Genomic DNA, 22,268 nt, shown 5'->3' with positions numbered 1-22,268 from the left:
GTCCAATTGCTTAATCGAAGCCGGGCACTGCCCGGCTTTTTTATACCGGAAGATAATGATGACCACCGACGCCCCCATCAATTTAAAGGTGCGCCCGATTACAGCCGCCGATAATCCGCTGATCGCGCAGGTGATCCGCGACGTATCAGCCGAATTTGGTCTAACGGCGGACAAAGGCTACACCGTGTCCGATCCCAATCTGGATCGCCTGTTCGAGTTGTATAGCGAAGCCAACAGCGCTTATTGGATTGTCGAGCATGACGGCGTGGTGGTGGGCGGTGGCGGCGTTGCACCGCTGGCCTGTAGCGCACCAGATATTTGCGAGCTGCAGAAGATGTATTTCCTGCCGCAGGTACGCGGCTTGGGGTTGGCGCGCGATCTGGCGCTGCGCGCCATGGAGTATGCACGTCAGCAAGGTTTTCAGCGCTGCTACCTGGAAACCACCGGTAGCCTGACGCGTGCGATTAAGCTGTATGAGTCGTTGGGGTTTGAGCTGATTGATAGCGCGATGGGCTGCACCGGGCATGTGGATTGCGAAGTGCGGATGTTGAAGGTGTTGTAATGAATGGGGTCGCCATAAATGGCGACCCTACGGTGTAACATAGGGTGCGCATTCATGCGCACCGCGTAACCGCTAAGAAATCAATGTCTTAAACCGCCGGCACACCGCTATGAAACCGCAGTTCGCTATCCGGCTCGCTGATTAAGCGCGCTTCTGCGGCACCAAACGCCTGCACCCGTGGCGCAATATCCTTCGGCGAAATCTGCTGCGCCAGCTTCAGGTAATCCTGATAGTGACGCGCTTCCGATCGCAACAGCGAAATGTAGAACTTCTCCAGCTGCTCATCCAGATACGGCGCCAGGCTGGCAAAACGCTCACAGGATCGCGCTTCGATGTACGCTCCGCAAATCAACTTATCCACCAGCGCATCTGGCTCATACGTGGCGATTTCACGGATCAACCCTTTGGCATAACGGCTGGCGGTGATTTTGCGATAGGGCAAACCGCGCGACTGCATGATTTCCCACACCTGATAGAAGTGATGCAGTTCCTCTTTAATCAGCAACACCATCATCTCCACCAAATCATCCGCCCACGGTAGCTCGTTGCGTACAATGATGCTTTTGGTCAAATTCTTGTGCGCATTGATGAAGTTGTTGTCCGGCTCATCGCGGTAAATAAAATCTTCATAAGGCTTAAGCCACGCCAGAATGGCATCACCACTCGGCTTATCCGCCACGTATTTACGGATGATAAACACCGCGGTTTGCGCGGCCTTCAACTCGCATACCATGTGATCGGTAAGCAGCAGCGTCAGATTTTCCGGCTTGCGAGCCTCATCAATCCACGCTTGTGGCGTGCGGCAATGCAGGAATTGATAGATTGGTTCTAACAGTGGAGCGTAATTCATCGGCAATCTTTATCTGGCGAGGAGAAAGTATCAGGGCGGCGAGCGCCGCCCATGAAGGCTTAGTGACGGACACCGTTGTCTTCTTCGTCGTCGATGAACTCGCCATCGTCGTCTTCATCTTCGGCATCCGGATCTTCAAAGTAGGTGCCCCAGCCGTCGTAATCGACGTTGTAGCTGCCCGCCAGATTGACCAGTTGCTCAACCTGCGCATCAATCAACTCAGGCTTCAGAGCGCCTTCGCTCAGGATATCCACGCACATTACGGTAGTGCCATCTTCCAGCTCCAGCTCTTCTGGCTCGCTGACTTCATAGCCCAGTTTGAAGGCATCAACGGCGACTTTTTCCAGCGAGTCGAAATTGTTGCAGGAGAGATGATGCTCGATAGTGTAAAGCGCATCGGGATCGCTGCCGTCTTCCAGCAACTCTTCGATGATCAGTCGCGTCTCTTCGCGCTGTTCTTCCAGCAATGCTTCATATGCCATGGATGTGTCCTCAAAATATTCGGCTGAATACAATTATTTTCCCACACTGCCTCGCGCGCCACTACACAAAACAACAAGTTTCTTAACGGCGGGGTTGAAAATGCATATTCATACGGTTAGATTGAATTTTAATTCATTTTAATGCGAGTATCCGGAGCGCTGTATGAGTCAGCTACATCAAAGACATTTCCTGAGATTGCTGGATTTTACCCCAGTCGAAATCGATTCTCTGCTGAGTCTGGCAGGTGAATTAAAACACGCCAAGAAAAATGCCAGCGAAACGCAGTACCTGAAAGGCAAAAACATCGCGCTCATCTTCGAAAAAGACTCGACTCGTACCCGATGCTCTTTCGAAGTTGCCGCTTACGATCAGGGCGCTAACGTCACCTATCTTGGTCCGAGCGGTAGCCAAATCGGCCACAAAGAGTCGATGAAAGACACCGCGCGCGTGCTGGGCCGTATGTATGACGGCATCCAGTATCGCGGCTACGGCCAGGAACTGGTAGAAACCTTAGCGGAGTTCGCTGGCGTGCCGGTGTGGAACGGCCTCACCACCGAGTTTCACCCGACGCAGCTGCTGGCCGATCTGCTAACCATGCAGGAACATCTGCCCGGCAAATCGCTGAATGAAATGACGCTGGTTTACGTTGGCGATGCGCGCAACAACATGGGCAACAGCATGCTGGAAGCCGCGGCGCTGGTGGGTCTTGATCTGCGTCTGGTGGCGCCAAAAGGTTGCTGGCCTGAAGCGGAATTAGTAGAACAATGCCGCGTGGCCGCCCAGCAAACCGGCGGGAAAATCACGCTGACCGAAGATATCGCCGAAGGCGTGCAAGGTGCCGACTTCATCTATACGGATGTATGGGTGTCGATGGGCGAAGCCAAATCGGTGTGGGAAGATCGCATCGCCCTGCTGCGTCCGTATCAGGTGAACAGCGCCATGCTGGCACTGACCGGTAATCCGCAGGTGAAGTTCCTGCACTGCTTACCGGCTTTCCATGATGACAAAACCACCTTGGGCCGCCAGATGGCGGAACAGTACGGTTTGCAGGATGGCATGGAAGTGAGTAATGCGGTGTTTGAATCGGCGCACAGCATCGTGTTCGATCAGGCAGAAAACCGCATGCACACCATCAAAGCGGTGATGGTTGCAACGTTGGGTAAGCGATAAATACACCGAAGCAAACGTTTACCTCGCGCGCGATATTTGCTTGCTGCAAATCAGTGAATGCGTATAATGCGGCCCAATTTGCCGGAGGAAACATGCAACAGCGCAGCGCACAACTTGACGCTCCACGACGCCTGACAGCGGGCGGCGCAGCTGTTTCTTTCCGTCATCAATCGATCGTCAAAAAAGCCCCTTAAGCAGGGGCTTTTTTTTGTCCGCAATCCGGCAACGCAGAGGAGAACGCTATGGCCAACCCGCTATATCGCAAGCACATCATTTCCATTAACGATCTCAACCGCGACGAGCTGGAGCTGGTGCTGCATACTGCCGCCCAGCTCAAAGCGCATCCTCAGCCGGAGCTGCTGAAACACAACGTTATCGCCAGCTGCTTCTTTGAGGCTTCAACGCGTACGCGCCTGTCGTTTGAAACTGCGATGCATCGCCTCGGTGCGTCGGTGGTCGGCTTTGCGGATGGCAGCAACACCTCGCTCGGTAAGAAAGGCGAAACCCTCGCCGATACCATTTCGGTGATTGGTACTTACGTCGATGCCATTGTGATGCGACATCCGCAGGAAGGCGCGGCGCGTCTGGCGACCGAATTTTCCGGCGGCATTCCGATACTTAATGCCGGTGACGGTGCCAACCAGCATCCGACGCAAACGCTGCTCGATCTCTTCACCATCCGCGAAACGCAAAGCCGCCTGGATAACCTGAATGTGGCGATGGTTGGCGATCTCAAATATGGCCGCACCGTGCATTCACTGACGCAGGCGCTGGCGAAGTTTGACGGCAACCGCTTCTTCTTTATCGCCCCCGATGCGCTGGCGATGCCGTCGTACATCACCGATATGCTGGATGAGCAGAACATTGCCTGGTCGCGCCACGACACCATCGAAGAAGTGATGCCACAACTCGATATTCTCTACATGACGCGCGTGCAGAAAGAGCGCCTCGATCCGTCGGAATATGCCAACGTCAAAGCGCAGTTCATCCTGCGCGCCGCCGATTTGGTCGGTGCGCGCGATAACATGAAAGTGCTGCATCCGCTGCCACGTATCGATGAGATCACCACCGATGTCGATAGCACGCCGCATGCCTGGTATTTTCAGCAGGCCGGTAACGGCATCTTCGCCCGCCAGGCACTGCTGGCGTTGGTACTCAATAGCGAACTGGCACTGTAAGGAGTAAACCGATGACTCACGATAATAAACTGCAGGTTGAAGCCATCAAGCGCGGCACGGTGATTGACCATATTCCCGCGCAGGTTGGCTTTAAGTTACTCTCGCTGTTCCGCCTGACTGAAACCGATCAGCGCATCACCATCGGCCTCAATTTGCCGTCGGGCGAAATGGGGCGCAAGGATCTGATCAAAATTGAGAATACTTTCCTGACGGACGATCAGATCAACCAGCTAGCGGTATATGCTCCGCTCGCTACGGTTAACCGCATTGATGAATACGAAGTGGTGGCGAAGATCGCCCCAACCTTGCCGGATCGTATCGATCGCGTGCTGACTTGCCCAAACAGCAACTGTATCAGCCGTAACGAGCCGGTGTTCACCAGCTTTGCGGTGAAAAAGCGTGCGGATGATGTGCACCTGAAGTGCAAATATTGTGAGAAAGAGTTTGCGCGCCACGTGGTGCTCGGTCACTGGTAATCGCCCACGTCGTCCCTATAATGGGGCGAGCAATTTCGCGGCGGACATCGGTCGGCCGCGCACTTATTAAGGAGAAACAATGTCTCGCGAAATCAGTACCTCAAACGCACCGGCAGCGATTGGCCCTTACGTGCAGGGCGTGGATCTCGGCAGTATGATCATCACTTCTGGCCAGATTCCGGTTGATCCGGCCACCGGCGCCGTGGCAGATGACGTGTCTGCACAGGCGCGTCAGTCGCTGGAAAATGTGAAGGCGATTGTTGAAGCCGCCGGCCTGAAAGTGGGCGACATTGTGAAAACCACCGTGTTTGTGAAAGACCTGAATGACTTCGCCACGGTGAACGCGACGTATGAAGCGTTCTTCACCGAGCACAACGCCAGCTTCCCAGCGCGTTCCTGCGTGGAAGTGGCGCGTCTGCCGAAAGATGTGAAGATTGAGATTGAGGCAATCGCGGTACGCCGTTGATTGTTAAGGGTGCGCATCAATGCGCCCCCTACAACTCTTCGTGCCTTTCATAGGGTCGCCATTCATGGCGACCTCCGCTATTTAAACGATCGCAGCAGCTTCTCCAGCGGCCTGACTAACGCCAGCACAGTTTCATCCTGCACCTGCGCTGCGGCGTCCAGCTGCGCATGCATCTGCGCGACCTCACCCGCACCGTACGCCTGATTACGCTCCAGCGCGTTCACCAAATCCAGCCCCATTCGGCTCAGCTGAGCAACCTGCTGCACCTGCTGCTGTAGCGGCTTGAGTTGATAATTGCCCAAAACCAACGGCATCACCGCATCACTGTTGTTCTGCCAGCGCTGCAGTTGCTGGCGGATCGCATGTGCCGCCGCGTGATCCGTGCGGTTAGCAATCAGGCGGTCGACCTGTTTATCCAGCAAGCGCACCGCGTTGCTCTCGGCGGGCAGCACATCTGCCAACCGGTTCAAGGGTTCAAAGTAGTCGTAATGCCCCGCCTGGAATTTCAGATGTTGCCGCGTGTAGTATTGCGCCGGTTCAAGCACTTCGGCCAGCACGCGCAGCGGCGTGATGTCGCTGCTGTTTGCCAGCCGCATCATCTGCACTTCCGCTTGCTGATGCTGCTGCAAGCCCACCGAAATCGTGCCCCAGCGATCCACGGCGCTCAAACGCCGATACATGTTATCGCTGTCGGTGACATCTTTTGCAGACCACAATCGCTCGGCCACCACAAAGGCGCGCGGCCACAGGCGCGTATCGATCACCCGGCTATTGACGTTCTCCGCCCACAGCGCCGCTTCACCGCCAATCAGATTATTTTGCATCTGTTCAGGCGTAGGCAGCGATGGCGCAATACCTTTTGGTAGCTGCGTCAACTTGCTGCCTTCTGCTGGGTAACGTACGTTGCCCACCAGCATATAGCCGGTCAGCTTGTCTTGCGTCAGCGTCACCATCGGCTGGAAAGGTCCCATCCACGTATCAACACTGAACGTCAGCTGCGTTGGTGAGAGCCAGCGGATATCGCTGACCATACGACGCGCTTTGCCGCTGAAATCAATAAAGCCGCGCCAGCCGTTTTTACTTTCAATCAGGGTAAAACTGCCTTTTAGCACACTGCCTTTCAGGCGTGGCATGGTGAACTGCCAGCTCTGAGCCTGCTCGCCGGATCGCAGCTGATCCGCACCGTTAAGGCCCTGCGGCCAGGGTTCATTACGGTAGTGATAAGCGGCGGTCTGCGGCTGATCGAGATAAAACCCGGTGGAAAGAATGCCGCGGAAATCATTTTGCGCCACGGTGCCAAGTGCGTCCTGGCCTTGCCACGATTGAATCAGAATGCTTTTCGGCAGATCCGGATGGTAAACCTCATCCCACCCAATCATGCGGCGCTGGTGCGCTTCGAGGATTTTCTCGACGCGCTGGTTAAACCAGGCCTGCAGCGCATGCGTATCCTTCAGGCCGCGATCGCGCATAAATTGCTGAATGCGCGTCGAATCATTCCACTGCGTGGGATCAACCTCATCGCCGCCAATGTGCACATAGGGATCCGGGAAGATCGCCGTCACTTCGCCCATCAAGGTGTCGATAAAGCGGAACACCGCTTCGTTGCTGGGATCGAGCAGCGGCTTAAACACGCCCCAACCACGCTCCATTTGATACGGCCCCGGCGCGCTCATCAGTTCAGGCATCGCAACGGCAATCGCCGACGCATGGCCGGGCAGATCGATTTCCGGCACCACGCGCACGCCGCGCTGCGTGGCATAGCGCACCACATCGCGCATCTGCTGCTGCGTATAGTACAAGCCGTCGCTGGCTTTCTCCTGCAGCTGTGGATAGTGGCTGGAGGCAAAGCGCCAACCTTGATCGTCGGTTAAGTGCCAGTGAAACACATTCATGCGCGCGGCCGCGATGCCATCGATTTGCCGCTTCACGGTTTCAATCGGCAGGAAGTGACGCGCCGAATCAATCAGTACACCGCGCCATGGAAAACGCGGTTTGTCGTCAATGGTAACGTAAGGAATTTGCGTCCCGCTTTCGGTGTTTTCGATCAGCTGCAGCACCGTTTCCATGCCGCGCATCGCACCAAACCGCGTATTGGCTTTTAATAATACGCCTGCGCTGTTGACCACGAGATGATAGCTTTCGTCGCTGTCCGGCTGCGGAAGGGGATCAACCGCCTGGGCAATTTGCACCTGGATGCTGGGGTGATCGCTGGAGGCGCTGTCTGGCAACAGCGGCCAGCCAGTTTGCCGTGCAATGCGCGCGCGCCAGCGCGCTTCGGTTCCCTCCAGATGATCGCCCGTAATATGTAGCGTAAATTGCGGTGTCAACGCATAGGCGCCGCCAGTGCTGGGCTGCTCAACGCTCTGCGGCCATGGCATTAAGGGGAGATCGCCTGCGGGTGCGGCGAAAGTTGAAAAAGTCATGGATAAACAACAGGCAAGCAACGTTCTTTGCAACAGCATGTAGGCATCCTTGTAAATGAAACGACGGACCAAATTGGGCAAAAGGCTCATTAAACCTGTTTCGCGTTGCAAAGCAAGTGATAGCAGGCTGAAATCTGGACGGGTTAAAACTTTTTCATTTTAGCGGGGTTAACGATTGCGCGGCTTTCAATCTTCGTTGTGGCTTCTTTGCTGTAGGTCAAACAGTAGGTGATTAATTCTCCCTTAAGCACCACATATAGCGGTTAAACTCCTTAAAACATCAATATGTAGTTCTACGGAGAGAAGATGGCGACGGTGGTGATTAAGCGTGACGGTTGCAGAGTGCCGTTTGATGCGCAGCGAATTGAAGCGGCAGTGCAGGCTGCCGCGCGTGCAGCACAGATCGACGATACGGCATGGTGCGAACAGGTTGCTAAACAGGTGAGCCAGCAGCTTGCTGCGCACGCGGAAGTGGATATACGCGATATTCAGTGCGCAGTAGAAGAGACGTTGATGAGTGGCCGCTGGCCGCAATTGGCGCGCGCTTATATCGAATACCGTCACGATCGTGACCTGGCACGCGAGCAGCGTGGCAAACTGCATCACGCTATCCGTGGGCTGGTTGAACAAACTAACGCCGCTTTGCTCAATGAAAATGCTAACAAAGACAGCAAAGTGATCCCAACGCAGCGCGATCTGCTGGCAGGGATCGTTGCTAAACACTATGCGCAGCAGCAACTACTGCCGCGCGATGTGGTATTGGCGCACGAGCGCGGGGAAATTCACTATCACGATCTCGACTACTCCCCCTTCTTCCCGATGTTTAACTGCATGCTGATCGATCTGCACGGCATGCTGACCAACGGTTTCAAAATGGGTAATGCCGAAATCGAGCCGCCCAAATCGATCGCTACCGCCACGGCGGTCACCGCGCAGATTATTGCCCAGGTTGCCAGCCATATTTATGGCGGTACCACCATCAACCGCATTGATGAAGTGCTGGCACCGTTCGTCACTCTCAGTCTGGAAAAACACCGCGCGGTCGCGCAGGAGTGGCAAATTGCTGATGCCGAAGCCTACGCTCGGGCTCGTACCGAGAAAGAGTGCTATGACGCGTTTCAGTCGCTGGAATACGAAGTGAATACGCTGCACACCGCCAACGGCCAGACGCCCTTTGTCACCTTCGGCTTCGGTCTCGGCACAGATTGGGCAGCACGCCTGATTCAACAGTCGATCCTGCGTAACCGCATCGCCGGGCTGGGCAAAAATCACAAAACCGCCGTCTTCCCGAAACTGGTGTTTGCTATTCGCGAAGGCGTTAATCGCAGCAAGGGGGATTTTAATTATGATATCAAGCAACTGGCGCTGGAGTGCGCCAGCAAGCGCATGTACCCCGACATCCTTAACTACGAGAAAGTGGTGGAGGTCACCGGCTCATTTAAAACGCCGATGGGCTGCCGTAGCTTCCTGGGCGTTTACGAGGAGAACGGCGAACAAATTCATGAAGGCCGCAACAATATTGGGGTGATCAGCCTGAACCTGCCACGTATCGCGCTGGAAGCGAAAGGTAATGATGCGCAGTTCTGGCTACTGCTGGATGAACGCTTGGCGCTAGCGAAACGTGCATTAATGACGCGCATTGCCCGGCTGGAAAAAACCAAAGCGCGCGTAGCGCCCATTCTCTATATGGAAGGTGCCTGCGGCGTGCGACTGAAAGCCGATGACGAAGTCGGCGCCATTTTCCGCAACGGTCGCGCATCCATTTCCCTTGGCTATATTGGCCTGCACGAAACGCTGAACGCGCTGAGCGGCAACGAAGTCCATCCTTATGATGCGGATTATCTGCGTGAAAAAGGCGTGGCGATTGTGACGCATCTGCGCAACGCGGTGGATGCATGGAAAGCCGAAACTGGTTACGGCTTCAGTTTGTACAGCACGCCGAGCGAGAATTTGTGCGATCGCTTCTGCCGTCTCGATGCCGCTGAGTTTGGCGTAGTCGCCGGCGTGACCGATAAAGGGTATTACACCAATAGCTTCCATCTCGACGTCGAGAAAAAGGTCAATCCTTACGACAAGATCGACTTTGAAGCACCCTATCCGGCCATCGCCAACGGCGGTTTCATCTGTTACGGCGAATATCCCAACATCCAGCACAATCTCAAAGCGCTGGAAGACGTGTGGGATTACAGCTATCACCGCGTGCCCTATTACGGCACCAACACGCCGATTGATGAGTGCTACGAATGTGGCTTTAGCGGCGAGTTCAGCTGTACCAGTAAAGGTTTTACTTGTCCGTGCTGCGGTAATCACGACCCGGCGCGCGTTTCGGTGACGCGTCGCGTGTGCGGCTATCTCGGCAGTCCGGACGCGCGTCCGTTTAATGCCGGTAAGCAGGAAGAGGTACAGCGCCGCGTCAAACATCTGGAGACAGGACAACTAGGATGATGCATATCCACCGCTACTATCCCGTCGATATTGTTAATGGACCCGGCACCCGCTGCACGCTGTTTGTAGCGGGCTGCGAGCATCAGTGTCGCGGCTGCTATAACCAGAGCACGTGGCGAGTGGATTCTGGCGTGCCCTTTACGCTGGAGATGGAAGAGCAGCTGATTGCCGATCTTAACGATCGGCGGATTCCACGCCAGGGATTGTCACTGAGCGGTGGCGATCCGCTGCATCCGCATAACGTGCCGCATATTCGCCGCCTGGTGAAGCGCGTGCGGCGTGAATGTCCGGATAAGGATATCTGGCTGTGGACCGGTTACGAAATGGCAGAGCTTAGCGATGCGCAGCGCGAAGTGCTGGATGAGATTGACGTGCTGATCGACGGACGTTTTATTGAGGCAGAGAAAGATGCGCGGCTGCTGTGGCGCGGCAGCCGCAATCAGAAAATGTGGTGGCTACGCCAGCCACAAGCCGAGCACGCCGAGCAGCATCCCGCTGCAGGCCACGCCGATTAGCGCGATCCACAACGCACGGGCGGGAAATGCCCGATGCAACATCAATAAAGACGGCACACTGACGGCGGGCAGCGTCACTAGCAACGCCAGCGCAGGCGCAATTCCCATGCCCGCCAACATCATAGTCTGCACAATCGGGATTTCTGCGGCGGTGGGAATCACAAACAGGCAGCCCGCAATCGCCATTAACATCACCCAGATCAGCGTATTGCCCACCGCACCATTAGCATGCGGAAACAGCCAAACTCGTGCAGCTCCAAGCAACAATACCGCGACGATATACAGCGGAATGGTGTTGCAGAACAATCGCCACATCACCCGCAGCCAGCGTGTCAGAAACGGTTGTTCATCGTGAGTAACCGTGACGGGCGCAGCAACGGCGTGATCGGGCACGCTGCGTTGCACCAGCCAGGCGATACCCAACACCATGATCAGACCAGCCACCAGCCGAATGGCCGCAACGTTCCAGCCGAGCACAAAGCCCATAAAAATCAGCGTTGCCGGGTTGAGTAACGGATTCGCCAGCCAAAACGCCATCGCCGCGCCGCTCGAAACCTGCGACTGACGCAAGCCAGCGGTCACCGGTGCCGCACAGCAGCTGCACATCATCCCCGGCAAGCCCAGACCGGTGCCGACCAGCGTAGAGCCGAAGCGCGAGTCGCCCATCAAACGCATCAGCCAGCTGCGCGGAACCAGCACCTGCACCAGCGAACCCAGAATCACACCCAGCACTGCCGCTTTCCATACCGCAAGAAAATAGACCATGGCGTAATCGAGCGCCGCGCGCCACGGCGAGTCAGCCGCATTGGCCAGGATCGATTTACCGATCGAGTGGGTTTCAGCGGCAGTAAAAGCTTTACCGTAATAGGGCTGCCATTTGACATACCATAGGCCGATGACCACCACGGCCAGAAACAGCAGCGGTTTCCACCAGGCAAAGCGTGCTGCCGATGCTGAGGGGATACATTGAGTCATAACAGATTCCGTATTCAACTGAATAACGATTACCGCGCCGGGAGACGCGCTGAAGAGACCGCATTGTTATGCAGGTCTTTCGAATCTGCCATATTCAAACGGTGCAAACTTGATCCATCTCGGAAATTTACCTCGGTTGCGTTCAGCCGGCTGGCTTGCATTTTTCGCCATGGCGACCAGGCTTGTGGGTGAGTTATGTAACGAACACCCGTTCGGAATCAGCAAGGAGGAAAAAGATGAGCAAGAAAATAGCGGTACTGATTACCGATGAATTTGAAGACTCAGAGTTTACCTCACCGGCGGAGGCTTACACCAAGGCCGGCCACGAAGTGGTCACCATTGAGATGCAAGCCGGTAAAATCGTCAAAGGTAAACAGGGCAAAGCCGAGGTCAAAATCGATAAAGACATCGATGATGTCAGCGCGGCAGAATTCGATGCACTGCTGCTGCCAGGTGGACACTCGCCCGACGCCCTGCGCGGCGACGATCGTTTTGTCAACTTCACCAAAGAGTTTGTGGCCAGCGGCAAACCGATCTTTGCCATTTGTCATGGCCCGCAGCTGCTGATCAGTGCCAACGGCGTACGTGGCCGCAAAATGACCTGTGTAAAAGCTATCGCCATTGATCTGCGCAATGCCGGTGCGGATTTTTATGATAAAGAAGTGGTGGTGGATGACGACAAGCTCGTGACCAGCCGCACGCCAGAGGATCTGCCCGCGTTTAATCGCGAATCGCTGCGCATTTTGAACGCTGCTTAAACTCTTCTTTCGCATTGGGGTCGCCATAAATGGCGCCCCTATGACCTTGTCCATATTATCTTCTTACCGAATCCCAGCGCATTGTCGGTCATCTTCACTTCGTCGAGCGTGATCTCCCACAGCGGTGCAGTGACTTTTTTCGCCACCGGAAAACGCTTTTGATAGGCACGGCGCCCTATCGCCTCCCGTTCTCCACTCAGCTGCGTAATCTGACCACGATACTGCACGCCTTTAATCAACAGCACACTTTTCGGCTGGCCATTAATGGTGCCCGCAATACGTGGATTCATCTGCATTAACTGGCCATGACGGGTTTCCAGCTCAGTCATCAGCCAGAATGCCATGCTCGTTTCATCAAACACGTAAAAACAGTTAGCACACCAACTCTCGTCGCCGCAAGTCGCACAAAGCGAGAGCACGTGCTGCTTCTTCAGATAGCGAATCAGATGGGAAAGGTCAGACAAAGTGCGACTCCGTATGGCAAATAGCAGTGAGGACTGAAGCGCGCTACACTGCCTGCCAGCTATTTTTTGAGATGAGTATTATGGAACAGCGCTGGCAGCTTTATCTGCTACAAACTGCCGCTGGCATGCTTTATACCGGCATTACCACTGACGTTAATCGCCGTTTGCAGCAACATCAGCAGGGGCGCGGAGCACGCTCGCTGCGTGGCAAAGGTCCGCTGACGCTGGTTTTTCACTGTGATGCGGGTGACAGGGCTGCGGCTTCGCGCCTGGAATATCAGGTTAAGCAGCTAAGCCGCGCACAGAAACTGCAGCTGGTTGCGCAGCAGCCGCCCTGCCTGATGACCTGGTTTAGTCGAGACGATTAAACGGCAGCGCGAATTCGATCAACCCTTCCACGCCGACAAACGCGTCATCTGCCAGTTTGTACACCTGAAAGGCGGCTTCGCTGCCTAACCAACGACAGTGCAAACCATGACGCGCAGCGGGCTCAAAACCGAGCGGATTGTAGAACTCAGGATCGCCCAGCACCACCACAGCGCTATAGCTGAACTCGTTGAGTGAATCCAATCCTTCGTACACCAGTTTTTTAGCCAGCCCTTGCCCACGCACCGATTCATCCACGGCGAGCGGGGCCAAAGCGACCCAGTTACGGTCTTCACCTTGCAAGGTCACCGGGCTAAAAGCGGCATAACCCAGCACCTGACCTTCATCATCCGTGGCGACAACGCCGAGAGTAAGCAAGCCATCTTCGCGCAGTTGTTGAATTAATTCCGCTTCGGCCGCGGTAGCAAAACTGCGCCTTAACAGGCTATCGATGCCTGCGGCATCAACGCCAATTTCAGTACGAATTAACATGAGATCCCCGCGCGCGCCTCAGCGGCCTTCGCGTCCTGTTTCATTCCTGCTTCAATAAAAGCAGCCAGCTGCTGCAACCCCGTGCGTAAAGGCGTGGGCATGGCATCCAGTTCAATGGCATCCATTAGGTTCTTCACCTCCAGACCCAGCTCCGTGTCACCTTCAATCACCAACCGGCGTTGAAAGAACAACATATCGGGATCCGCTTTGCGTGCTGCTACCAGCAACAGATCGTTGGCTTCGCCGCGAAACCAGACATCAGCTTCGGTGTCGCGCGAAACGGTCAGGCGCCCTGCTTGCAGGGTGGTGATCCAGCGTAGATTGACATCGGCAATCTCGATTCCCAGAAAGCGCCCTTCCAGAAAGTCTAACTCACCTTCGGACAAAGCATGACGAAATTGCCAGTTTAAGAGTTGTTGCAGAATGGCTTTTTTCAACGGGAACGGAGTGATAGAAACCGGTAAGGCTAGGAATTCTGGTCCTTTTTCAACAATCAAACCACGTAAGCGCGCAAACATCATCGACATTCCCTTCAGAAAATTTCATCTATTTTGCCACAATCGCCAGGCTTCGCCTCCACTGAGATCAAGTAAATCGTTTCACAACTGGTCGAAAATGCTTCACTCCCGATCATCAATGGCGCTTTCACTGCCTTAAATCAACATTATCGTGAAGGCAGTTATCTACACTCTTCGGCTTAAGAATCCGGGGAGGAAAATGTATGGAACTGCTGTGTCCAGCGGGGAATTTGCCTGCGCTGAAATCGGCGGTGGAGCATGGTGCTGACGCGGTGTATGTCGGCCTGAAAGACGATACCAATGCCCGCCACTTTGCTGGCCTCAATTTTACCGATAAGAAACTGGCCGAGGCTGCACGCTATCTGCACCAGCATCGCCGAAAACTGCACGTGGCGATCAACACGTTTGCGCATCCCGATGGCATGAATCGCTGGCAGACGGCGATTGACGTTGCCGCCCAGAACGGAGCAGACGCGCTGATTTTGGCCGATATCGCTACGCTTGAATATGCAGCAAAACATTATCCGCAGGTCGAACGCCATCTTTCCGTGCAGGCCTCCGCCACCAATCTGCAAGCCATTCATTTTTATCATCGCCATTTTCAGCTTAGCCGCGTGGTGCTGCCGCGCGTGCTGTCGATGCATCAGGTGAAACAGCTGGCGCGCGAGACGCCGGTACCGCTCGAAGTGTTCGCCTTTGGCAGCCTGTGCATCATGGCTGAAGGCCGCTGCTACCTCTCATCCTGGCTGACCGGTGAGTCGCCGAATAGCGCTGGAGCCTGCTCTCCGGCGAAATTTGTACGCTGGCAGCAAACGCCGAAGGGGATGGAATCACGCCTTAATGAAGTGTTGATTGATCGTTACGCGCCCAACGAAAGCGCGGGATATCCCACGCTGTGTAAAGGCCGTTACGAAGTGGATAACCAGCGCTATCACGTGCTGGAAGAGCCTACCAGCCTGAACACGCTATCGCTGCTGCCTGAACTGCTGCGCGCCAACATTGCCTCGGTGAAAATTGAAGGCCGTCAGCGCAGCCCGGCGTATGTGGCGCAGGTGGCTAAAGTGTGGCGCCAGGCCATCGATCGCTGTATGGCATCGCCGGAGCACTATGTGGTGCAGGAGCCGTGGATGCAGGCACTCGGCGAATTGTCCGAAGGTAGCCAAACCACGCTGGGTGCTTATCACCGCGACTGGCAATAAGGAGATCGCATGAAATACGCTATCGGGCCGGTGCTGTGGTACTGGCCAACCGCAACCCTGGATACCTTTTATCAACGTGCCGCCGCAAGCAGCGCCGAAATCGTTTATCTCGGTGAAGCCGTTTGCAGCAAGCGGCGCGCTACCTCATTCAACCAATGGATGGAGATGGCGCGCATGCTGGCGCAGCACGGCAAGCAGGTGGTGTTGAGCACGCTGGCCCTGCTGCAGTCGCCTTCAGAGGTGAAAGAGCTGCGGCGCTATGTCGAAAACGGTGAGTTCCTGCTTGAAGCCAATGACATGGGAACCGTGAACATGGCGGCGGAACGCCAATTACCGTTTGTCGCCGGTCCCACGCTCAATGTGTACAACGCGCAAACGCTGCAGCTGTTACTGAAAGAAGGGATGACGCGCTGGTGTATTCCTGTGGAAATGTCACGCGACTGGCTAATTCAGCTGCTGCAACAGTGCGACGCTGCTGGCGTACGCGATAAGTTTGAGGTGGAAGTCCTCGGCTACGGCCATTTGCCGCTGGCGCTGTCGGCACGCTGCTTCACCGCGCGCGCCGAGAATCGCGCTAAAGATGATTGCCAAACCTGCTGTATTAACCATCCCACCGGCCGCCGCGTACTGTCGCAGGAAGGCCAGCAGGTGTTTGTGCTGAACGGCATTCAGACGATGAGCGGTTACTGCTACAACCTCGGCAATGATTTAACGGGCATGCATAACTGGGTCGATATCGTACGTCTGTCGCCACAGGGCGAAAGTACGCTAGGTGAAGTGGATCGCTTCCGTGCGAATGAAGCCGGACAGGCACCGCTGATGATGGCGCGAGGCAGTGACAGTAACGGTTATTGGCGTCGTCTGGCCGGTATGGAACTGGAAGGCGGCAGGTAAAGGCACATTCCGGCTATATTCGTGCTGTTATTAGCAGTTTTAATATGGGTATCGATGAGTAATACTCACTGGTGCAGGTAAGATTAAACACCTGCGCCATCCTTATCTGGAGTACCCATGTCTGAGAAAAAAACTGTTCGCCTGTCCGTATTGGATTTGGCTCCGATTCCGCAAGGTTCCGCAGCGCGCGACGCGTTCCACAATTCACTGGCGCTGGCTCGCCAATCTGAAGCCCTTGGTTTTCACCGCTACTGGCTGGCTGAACATCACAACATGACCGGGATTGCCAGCGCTGCAACCTCCGTATTAATTGGTTATTTAGCCGCAAATACCAACACGCTTCGTCTTGGCTCAGGCGGTATTATGCTGCCAAACCATGCGCCGCTGGTGATTGCCGAACAGTTTGGTACCCTTGAATCTCTCTATCCTGGCCGTATCGATCTCGGATTGGGCCGCGCCCCCGGATCGGACCAGCGCACCATGTTGGCATTGCGTCGCCATCTCTCCAGCGCACAAGCCGATAGTTTCCCGGAAGATGTATCAGAGCTGATTCGCTGGTTTGACGCCGAAGAAGGCGAACATCCGCCGGTACAACCGGTGCCAGGATTAGGGCTAAAAATTCCCGTATGGCTGCTCGGTTCTAGCTTGTACAGCGCACAGTTAGCCGCACAGCTCGGCCTGCCTTTCGCCTTTGCTTCACACTTTGCGCCGGACCTGTTGTTCCAGGCATTGCATCTTTATCGCGAGAAATTTAAACCTTCCGCGCGTTTAGCTAAGCCGTATGCCATGGTGTGCGTCAACGTGGTCGCCGCCGATAGCGAGCGTGATGCGCGCTTCCTCTTCACGTCAATGCAGCAGCAGTTTATTAATTTACGCCGTGGAAAACCGGGTCCGCTACCGGCTCCCGTGGAGAACATGGATAATCTGTGGTCGCCCTCTGAACAATATGGCGTGCAGCAAGCGTTGAGTATGTCGATTGTCGGTGACAGCGATAAAGTACGAAATGGCCTCGCGGCGCTGATGCGCGAAACTCAGGCGGATGAGATCATGGTCAATGGCCAGATTTTCGATACGCAGGCGCGTCTGCGTTCATTCGCACTGGCGATGGAAGCTGCACGCACGCTGTAACTGTTATTGCGGTGGGTAAAAACCTTCTGGCCCCACCGCAATCATGCGCACATCTCGCGCTGGCGACTGGCCGTGAAAGCGGCTGTACTCGCGACTGAACTGCGATGCGCTCTGATAACCTACCCGATAGCCCGCCGTTCCGGCATCCAGCTTCTCAATCAGCATCAAGCGACGTGCCTCGTTCAGACGCAGCTGCTTTTGATACTGCATCGGCGTCATCGCCGTCACCGCCTTAAAGTGATGATGCAGCGAAGAGATACTCATCCCTACGCTGCTTGCCAGCTGGTCCATTTTCAGCGGCTGATGAAAGTTCTCGCGCAGCCAGCGCGCGGCGCGGGCCACTTTGTTGCCGGGTCGCTCCGTCAACGCCATATTGAGAATGCGCGGGCCTTCTGGCCCGGTAAGCAGACGATAAAAAATCTCCTGCTCAATTAATGGCGCCAGCGCGGTGATGTCCTGCGGCTGATCCAATAACTCAATCAAACGCATTACCGCATCCACCAACGGCGGCGCGACTTTATGCACGGTAATACCGCGCTCGCTTATTGAATTGGTGCCAACATGATGGTGTGGAAAGTGCTCCAGATAACGCATCAGACGCGCTTCGTTGATGGTAATGCCAACGCCCAGATTGGGTTTTTCTGGCGTTGCCATCACCACGCAGGATTGCACCGGCATATCGAGCGTCACCAGTAATAAATCGCCCGGTCCGTAATGCATGACATCGTCGCCCATGCGCAGCGCTTTTTGCCCTTGCGCTACCAGCGCAAAACTTGCCCAGGTGGCGATGTGCGCCAAACTGGTGGGTTTTGAACTGCGGCCAAACGAGAGAAAATCGATCGGGCTATTATGTCGACCATCTTCCGGCGCGTGGTGAGCAATTTTCGCTACCAGCTGCTGCCACTGTTCCTGATGAATCATGCGATGCGCGCTCCACCATGAGAATTCACTGAGCGAGTATTCTCGCTTTTTGCATCAGCTTCGCCTAGTCCTTGAGCAGTAGATTTGCAGGATCGTGCAAAAAGCTTGCAGGATTGCGCTACCGCCAGATTGTAAGGAAAGCGCATGCTTTATCTTCCCCGAAATCTCAGGTGGAGAGACACGATGAAAACACTTGAAGGCAAAATTGCGCTGGTGACGGGCGCTTCGAAAGGCATTGGTGCCGCCATCGCCATGACTTTCGCGGCGGCCGGTGCTCGGGTAGTAGTGAATTATCTTCAGGACGAAGTTGGCGCGGCGGATGTGGTGACAGACATCCAGGCGCTGGGAAGCGATGCCATCGCCGTTCAGGCTGATATCTCACGCCAGGCCGATGTGCAGCGCTTGTTCGCTAGCAGCATTGAGCAGTTTGGCGCGCCAGATATTGTGGTGAACAATGCCGGTATTTTCCACCATGGTGATTTTGCCGATCTCAGCGTTGGAGAGATGCAGCAGCAGCTCAATGTGAATTTGCTTGGCACTCTGCTGGTATGCCAACAGGCGGCACATCACTTTCCGGCGCGCGGCGGATCCATCATCAACCTTAGCGCGCTCAACAGCCAGCGCAGCACGCCCGGCTCGGTGCTGTGGGCGGCAACGAAAGGTGCGATTGACACGCTGACACAAGGCCTGGCTCGAGAACTGGGGCCGCGCAATATCCGCGTCAATGCGTTAGCGCCCGGCATCATTTTGACCGAAGGTTTGCTGGCCGCTAAAAAGATGCACCCGGAGTTGAAGGCGCAGTTAATTGCCGCCACACCGCTTGGGCGCTTTGGTTTACCAGAAGATGTGGCACAGGTGGCGCTATTTCTGGCTTCAGAAGAGTCAGCTTACGTGAGTGGTGAACGCGTGCTGATTGCTGGCGGCGTGTAAAACTTACTTTCCACATGCATAAAAAAAGGGACGCATTCGCGTCCCTTTTTACTTTAAGCGTTTATCGCTTATGCGTCACGACGACGTGGTGCAGCGGCTGCACCCTCTTCACGACGTGGGCCACGACCACCTTCACGGCTGAAGCGTCCGCCTTCGCGGCCGCCTTCACGACGATCGGAGAAGCGACGTGGAGCGCCTTCGCCACGTGGTGCGCCATCACGCGGAGCACCGTTACCGCGACGTTCGCCGCCGGCAGGACGACGTTCGCTACGCTCATGCACCGGTGCATCACCCATCAACTGCATATTCATCGGTTTATTCAGAATACGCGTACGAGTGAAGTGCTGCAGCACTTCGCCCGGCATACCTTTCGGCAGCTCGATGGTTGAATGGGTACCGAACAACTTGATGTTGCCGATGTAACGGCTGCTAATGTCGCCTTCGTTAGCGATCGCGCCAACAATGTGACGCACTTCAACACCATCATCACGGCCCACTTCAATGCGGTACAGCTGCATTTCGCCAACGTCACGACGTTCACGACGAGGACGGTCACCATCGCGGCTGTCACGGCTTTCGCGTGGACCACGAGAATCACGTGAATCACGGCGATCACCACGGTCAGGACGATCGCTAAATTCACGACGTGCTGGACGCGGTGCTTCTGGTGGCAGAATCAGTGGACGTTCGCCCTGAGCCATTTTCAGCAGTGCTGCGGCCAGTGTTTCGATATCCAGATCTTCACCCGGCTGCATTTTGCTCAGCAGTGCGCGATACATGTCCAGATCGCTGCTTTCCAGCTGCTGCTGTACTTTAGCCGCGAACTTAGCCAGACGACGCTCACCCAGCAGCTCTGCGTTAGGCAGCTCAACTTCTGGAATGGTCAGCTTCATGGTGCGTTCAATGTTGCGCAGCAGACGACGCTCGCGGTTCTCAACGAACAGCAGTGCGCGACCAGCACGACCAGCACGGCCAGTACGACCAATACGGTGAACGTAAGATTCAGCATCCATTGGGATGTCAAAGTTTACCACCAGGCTGATGCGTTCCACGTCCAGACCACGTGCGGCTACGTCGGTCGCGATCAGAATGTCGAGACGACCATCTTTCAGACGCTCCAGCGTCTGCTCACGCAGTGCCTGGTTCATGTCACCGTTCAGTGCTGCGCTGTTATAACCGCTGCGCTCAAGCGCTTCGGCCACTTCCAGCGTGGCATTTTTAGTACGTACGAAGATGATGGCTGCATCGAAATCTTCAGCTTCCAGGAAGCGAACCAGCGCGTCGGTTTTACGGCCATATGCGGTCCAGTAAGACTGAGAAATGTCTGGGCGCGTTGTCAGGCTTGACTGGATACGCACTTCCTGCGGATCTTTCATGAAGCGTTTGGTGATACGACGAATCGCTTCTGGCATGGTTGCTGAGAACAGCGCGGTCTGATGACCGTCTGGAATCTGCGCCATGATAGTTTCAACGTCTTCGATGAAGCCCATACGCAGCATTTCATCAGCTTCGTCCAGTACCAGACCGCGCAGGTTAGACAGATCTAACGTGCCACGTTTCAGGTGATCCAGCAAACGACCAGGGGTACCCACTACCACTTGTGGTCCCTGACGCAGGGCGCGCAGCTGCACGTCATAACGTTGGCCGCCGTACAGGGCTACAACGTTAATGCCACGCATGTGTTTAGAGAATTCTGTGACGGCTTCAGCAACCTGTACCGCTAATTCGCGGGTCGGTGCCAGCACCAAAATTTGCGGTGCTTTAACAGTAGGATCAATGTTGTTTAGCAGCGGCAATGAGAATGCCGCGGTTTTACCACTACCGGTCTGCGCCATACCCAACACATCACGGCCAGCCAGCAGGTGAGGAATACACTCAGCCTGGATTGGAGAAGGCTTAACGTAGCCCATACCGTTCAGTGATTCGAGGATGTCGGCGTTCAGGCCAAGGTCAGCAAAAGTGGTTTGAATATCAGTCATGTAGTACACGTGCCTCTTAGATTGCGGCGGCCAGTCTACATAACTCGTCGTGAAAACTTTCAGTCATTTTCATCAAAAAGTGTGAACCGGCTCAAATTAGAAGTTTTGACGAACAGAAAAGCCCTCATCTCTGAAGATGATGACTTTACAGGTATTCAGGCAATAAAAGTTCGTCAGCTATTGCTGGTCAGATTCTGATAAATCGTCTTGTGTCTGGCCGAGTTGCGCCAGTTCCAACAATGCGTATCGGTGTTCAACAAAGTTGTTTACGTTGTTGGCCACCGCCAGTTTGAACAACGCTTTCGCGTCGTCCTTCTCCCCCAGACTTAGGTAGTACTTACCTAAATAGAAGTTGGTTTCACTGAGATGTTCAGCGAGCGAGGTGTTATCCGTTGCGTCCGCCTTGAGACGTTCCATCAATGTTTTTTCACTGATGTCGCCAAGGTAGAACTCGACAATATTCCATCCCCATTGGTCCCGGACCGCTTTGTCATGACGCTGTCTCAGCGTAACTTTCGCCTTGTCGGCATCCATATCGCTTTCAACGAGATAGAGCCAAAGGCTGCGGAAAGGATCGTTAGGATCGTCTTGATAAAACGCCAGCAGATCATCTTGCGCTAACTTGTATCGACCGCCGTAATAGAGGGCGATACCACGGTTTAAATGCGCATAGTTGTAAGTTGGATCAAGCTCAAGTACAGAATCAAACGCTTCATAGGCAGCATCAAAATTGCCTGCCTGCGTTAAGTATATACCGAGATAGTTAAATACCTCAGGCATATCTGGTCTTATAGACAGCGCTTGCGAAAAATCGTTCCGCGCTAATGCCCTCAGACCCAAACTATCATACAACACTCCGCGCTCATATAACAGCTGTGCGCGTTCATCATCGGTAAGGGCACGACTGGCAAGAATTTGTTCCATGCGCGCAAGAATGACTTCTTGCTGCAGTGTGGGCTGCAAAGGTACTGCCAGAACTTCGTTCTTACGCCAATTGGAGTTGCTGCATCCTGCCAGCGTGATAGCTGTCGCAACAAAACACCAGCGCAAAAAAGGCTTCATTTCCCACTCCCGAA

Annotated in this window: 24 protein-coding genes; 13 read left to right on the top strand and 11 right to left on the bottom strand. The window is 54.9% G+C overall.

Features of this window, described 5'->3' with window-relative positions; genetic code table 11:
- The first annotated feature begins 58 nt into the window (after positions 1-58).
- Positions 59-562 carry a GNAT family N-acetyltransferase gene (locus tag AC07WB_RS02645; protein WP_494941048.1) on the top strand — a complete coding sequence of 168 codons (504 nt, stop codon included), beginning with the start codon at positions 59-61 and terminating at the stop codon, positions 560-562.
- Positions 563-650: 88 nt separating this feature from the next.
- Here the strand turns inward: AC07WB_RS02645 and miaE are convergent, their stop codons facing one another.
- Both miaE and rraB read right to left on the bottom strand, forming a co-directional pair.
- Entirely contained in the window at positions 651-1,412 is a 762-nt protein-coding gene (gene miaE / locus AC07WB_RS02640) for a tRNA isopentenyl-2-thiomethyl-A-37 hydroxylase MiaE (protein ID WP_097095064.1), read from the bottom strand.
- A gap of 59 nt (positions 1,413-1,471) precedes the next feature.
- A complete protein-coding gene (gene rraB, locus AC07WB_RS02635; protein WP_008104254.1) occupies positions 1,472-1,894 on the bottom strand; it encodes a ribonuclease E inhibitor RraB in 423 nt (140 codons plus the stop codon).
- A 163-nt stretch (positions 1,895-2,057) separates the two neighbouring features.
- Between rraB and argF the strand changes: the two genes are divergently transcribed.
- The 4 genes from argF (at position 2,058) to ridA (ending at position 5,185) form a co-directional block, all read left to right on the top strand.
- The gene (gene argF, locus AC07WB_RS02630) at positions 2,058-3,065 is read left to right on the top strand and encodes an ornithine carbamoyltransferase (protein WP_097095065.1); all 1,008 of its coding nucleotides are present in this window, start codon (positions 2,058-2,060) and stop codon (positions 3,063-3,065) included.
- Positions 3,066-3,307: 242 nt separating this feature from the next.
- On the top strand, positions 3,308-4,243 hold the full coding sequence (gene pyrB, locus AC07WB_RS02625; protein ID WP_097095066.1) for an aspartate carbamoyltransferase: 936 nt from the start codon (positions 3,308-3,310) through the stop codon (positions 4,241-4,243).
- Between the two features lie 11 nt (positions 4,244-4,254).
- A complete protein-coding gene (gene pyrI / locus AC07WB_RS02620) occupies positions 4,255-4,719 on the top strand; it encodes an aspartate carbamoyltransferase regulatory subunit (RefSeq protein ID WP_097095067.1) in 465 nt (154 codons plus the stop codon).
- 79 nt (positions 4,720-4,798) lie between these two features.
- Positions 4,799-5,185, top strand: coding sequence for a 2-iminobutanoate/2-iminopropanoate deaminase (ridA, locus tag AC07WB_RS02615; protein ID WP_061718232.1), 387 nt, complete (start codon positions 4,799-4,801; stop codon positions 5,183-5,185).
- A gap of 77 nt (positions 5,186-5,262) precedes the next feature.
- Here ridA and AC07WB_RS02610 read toward each other — a convergent pair whose 3' ends face one another.
- Positions 5,263-7,647, bottom strand: coding sequence for a beta-N-acetylhexosaminidase (locus AC07WB_RS02610; RefSeq protein ID WP_494939987.1), 2,385 nt, complete (start codon positions 7,645-7,647; stop codon positions 5,263-5,265).
- A 267-nt stretch (positions 7,648-7,914) separates the two neighbouring features.
- Here AC07WB_RS02610 and nrdD point away from each other — a divergent pair, with 267 nt between their 5' ends.
- Both nrdD and nrdG read left to right on the top strand, forming a co-directional pair.
- Positions 7,915-10,053 (top strand): anaerobic ribonucleoside-triphosphate reductase, encoded by a 2,139-nt coding sequence (nrdD, locus tag AC07WB_RS02605; protein WP_097095069.1) that lies wholly within the window; start codon positions 7,915-7,917, stop codon positions 10,051-10,053.
- Positions 10,050-10,568 (top strand): anaerobic ribonucleoside-triphosphate reductase-activating protein, encoded by a 519-nt coding sequence (gene nrdG, locus AC07WB_RS02600; RefSeq protein ID WP_494939986.1) that lies wholly within the window; start codon positions 10,050-10,052, stop codon positions 10,566-10,568. Before nrdD ends, nrdG begins: the two co-directional genes overlap by 4 nt.
- Here the strand turns inward: nrdG and AC07WB_RS02595 are convergent.
- Positions 10,509-11,543, bottom strand: a complete 1,035-nt coding sequence (locus tag AC07WB_RS02595) for a permease (protein ID WP_345827354.1) — start codon at positions 11,541-11,543, stop codon at positions 10,509-10,511. The genes nrdG and AC07WB_RS02595 overlap by 60 nt on opposite strands.
- A gap of 236 nt (positions 11,544-11,779) precedes the next feature.
- Here AC07WB_RS02595 and AC07WB_RS02590 point away from each other — a divergent pair, with 236 nt between their 5' ends.
- On the top strand, positions 11,780-12,301 hold the full coding sequence (locus AC07WB_RS02590) for a type 1 glutamine amidotransferase domain-containing protein (protein WP_345827355.1): 522 nt from the start codon (positions 11,780-11,782) through the stop codon (positions 12,299-12,301).
- Positions 12,302-12,339: 38 nt separating this feature from the next.
- Here AC07WB_RS02590 and AC07WB_RS02585 read toward each other — a convergent pair whose 3' ends face one another.
- Positions 12,340-12,765, bottom strand: coding sequence for a YhbP family protein (locus AC07WB_RS02585; RefSeq protein ID WP_494939985.1), 426 nt, complete (start codon positions 12,763-12,765; stop codon positions 12,340-12,342).
- Between the two features lie 80 nt (positions 12,766-12,845).
- On the opposite strand from AC07WB_RS02585, the gene AC07WB_RS02580 reads away from it, so the two are divergent.
- Positions 12,846-13,133, top strand: a complete 288-nt coding sequence (locus tag AC07WB_RS02580) for a GIY-YIG nuclease family protein (protein WP_097095074.1) — start codon at positions 12,846-12,848, stop codon at positions 13,131-13,133.
- On the opposite strand, the gene AC07WB_RS02575 is transcribed toward AC07WB_RS02580, so the two are convergent.
- Positions 13,117-13,623 carry a GNAT family N-acetyltransferase gene (locus tag AC07WB_RS02575; RefSeq protein WP_097095075.1) on the bottom strand — a complete coding sequence of 169 codons (507 nt, stop codon included), beginning with the start codon at positions 13,621-13,623 and terminating at the stop codon, positions 13,117-13,119. The two genes, AC07WB_RS02580 and AC07WB_RS02575, sit on opposite strands and share 17 nt — an antisense overlap.
- Positions 13,617-14,141, bottom strand: coding sequence for a ubiquinone anaerobic biosynthesis accessory factor UbiT (gene ubiT, locus AC07WB_RS02570; RefSeq protein WP_097097601.1), 525 nt, complete (start codon positions 14,139-14,141; stop codon positions 13,617-13,619). Before ubiT ends, AC07WB_RS02575 begins: the two co-directional genes overlap by 7 nt.
- 203 nt (positions 14,142-14,344) lie before the next feature.
- Between ubiT and ubiU the strand changes: the two genes are divergently transcribed.
- The 3 genes from ubiU (at position 14,345) to AC07WB_RS02555 (ending at position 17,362) form a co-directional block, all read left to right on the top strand.
- Positions 14,345-15,340, top strand: a complete 996-nt coding sequence (ubiU, locus tag AC07WB_RS02565) for a ubiquinone anaerobic biosynthesis protein UbiU (RefSeq protein WP_097095076.1) — start codon at positions 14,345-14,347, stop codon at positions 15,338-15,340.
- Between the two features lie 9 nt (positions 15,341-15,349).
- A complete protein-coding gene (locus AC07WB_RS02560) occupies positions 15,350-16,234 on the top strand; it encodes a U32 family peptidase (protein WP_494939984.1) in 885 nt (294 codons plus the stop codon).
- A 117-nt stretch (positions 16,235-16,351) separates the two neighbouring features.
- Positions 16,352-17,362, top strand: a complete 1,011-nt coding sequence (locus AC07WB_RS02555) for a luciferase-like monooxygenase (protein ID WP_097095078.1) — start codon at positions 16,352-16,354, stop codon at positions 17,360-17,362.
- Between the two features lie 3 nt (positions 17,363-17,365).
- Here the strand turns inward: AC07WB_RS02555 and AC07WB_RS02550 are convergent, their stop codons facing one another.
- Positions 17,366-18,283 carry an AraC family transcriptional regulator gene (locus AC07WB_RS02550; protein WP_097095079.1) on the bottom strand — a complete coding sequence of 306 codons (918 nt, stop codon included), beginning with the start codon at positions 18,281-18,283 and terminating at the stop codon, positions 17,366-17,368.
- A gap of 183 nt (positions 18,284-18,466) precedes the next feature.
- Between AC07WB_RS02550 and AC07WB_RS02545 the strand changes: the two genes are divergently transcribed.
- A complete protein-coding gene (locus AC07WB_RS02545) occupies positions 18,467-19,213 on the top strand; it encodes an SDR family NAD(P)-dependent oxidoreductase (RefSeq protein ID WP_097095080.1) in 747 nt (248 codons plus the stop codon).
- 68 nt (positions 19,214-19,281) lie between these two features.
- Here AC07WB_RS02545 and AC07WB_RS02540 read toward each other — a convergent pair whose 3' ends face one another.
- The 3 genes from AC07WB_RS02540 to nlpI all read right to left on the bottom strand — a co-directional run bounded on the left by AC07WB_RS02540 (position 19,282) and on the right by nlpI (position 22,254).
- Positions 19,282-21,192 carry a DEAD/DEAH family ATP-dependent RNA helicase gene (locus tag AC07WB_RS02540; RefSeq protein WP_097095081.1) on the bottom strand — a complete coding sequence of 637 codons (1,911 nt, stop codon included), beginning with the start codon at positions 21,190-21,192 and terminating at the stop codon, positions 19,282-19,284.
- 16 nt (positions 21,193-21,208) lie between these two features.
- Positions 21,209-21,265 (bottom strand): protein YrbN, encoded by a 57-nt coding sequence (gene yrbN, locus AC07WB_RS02535; RefSeq protein WP_098053093.1) that lies wholly within the window; start codon positions 21,263-21,265, stop codon positions 21,209-21,211.
- A 104-nt stretch (positions 21,266-21,369) separates the two neighbouring features.
- Positions 21,370-22,254 carry a lipoprotein NlpI gene (nlpI, locus tag AC07WB_RS02530; protein ID WP_008104288.1) on the bottom strand — a complete coding sequence of 295 codons (885 nt, stop codon included), beginning with the start codon at positions 22,252-22,254 and terminating at the stop codon, positions 21,370-21,372.
- Between the last annotated feature and the right edge of the window lie 14 nt (positions 22,255-22,268).

The organism is Pantoea sp. GW821-FHT03E06 (assembly GCF_059420725.1).
Note: the sequence above shows the minus strand (reverse complement) of the source record. Positions and strands in the feature narration are given on the sequence as shown.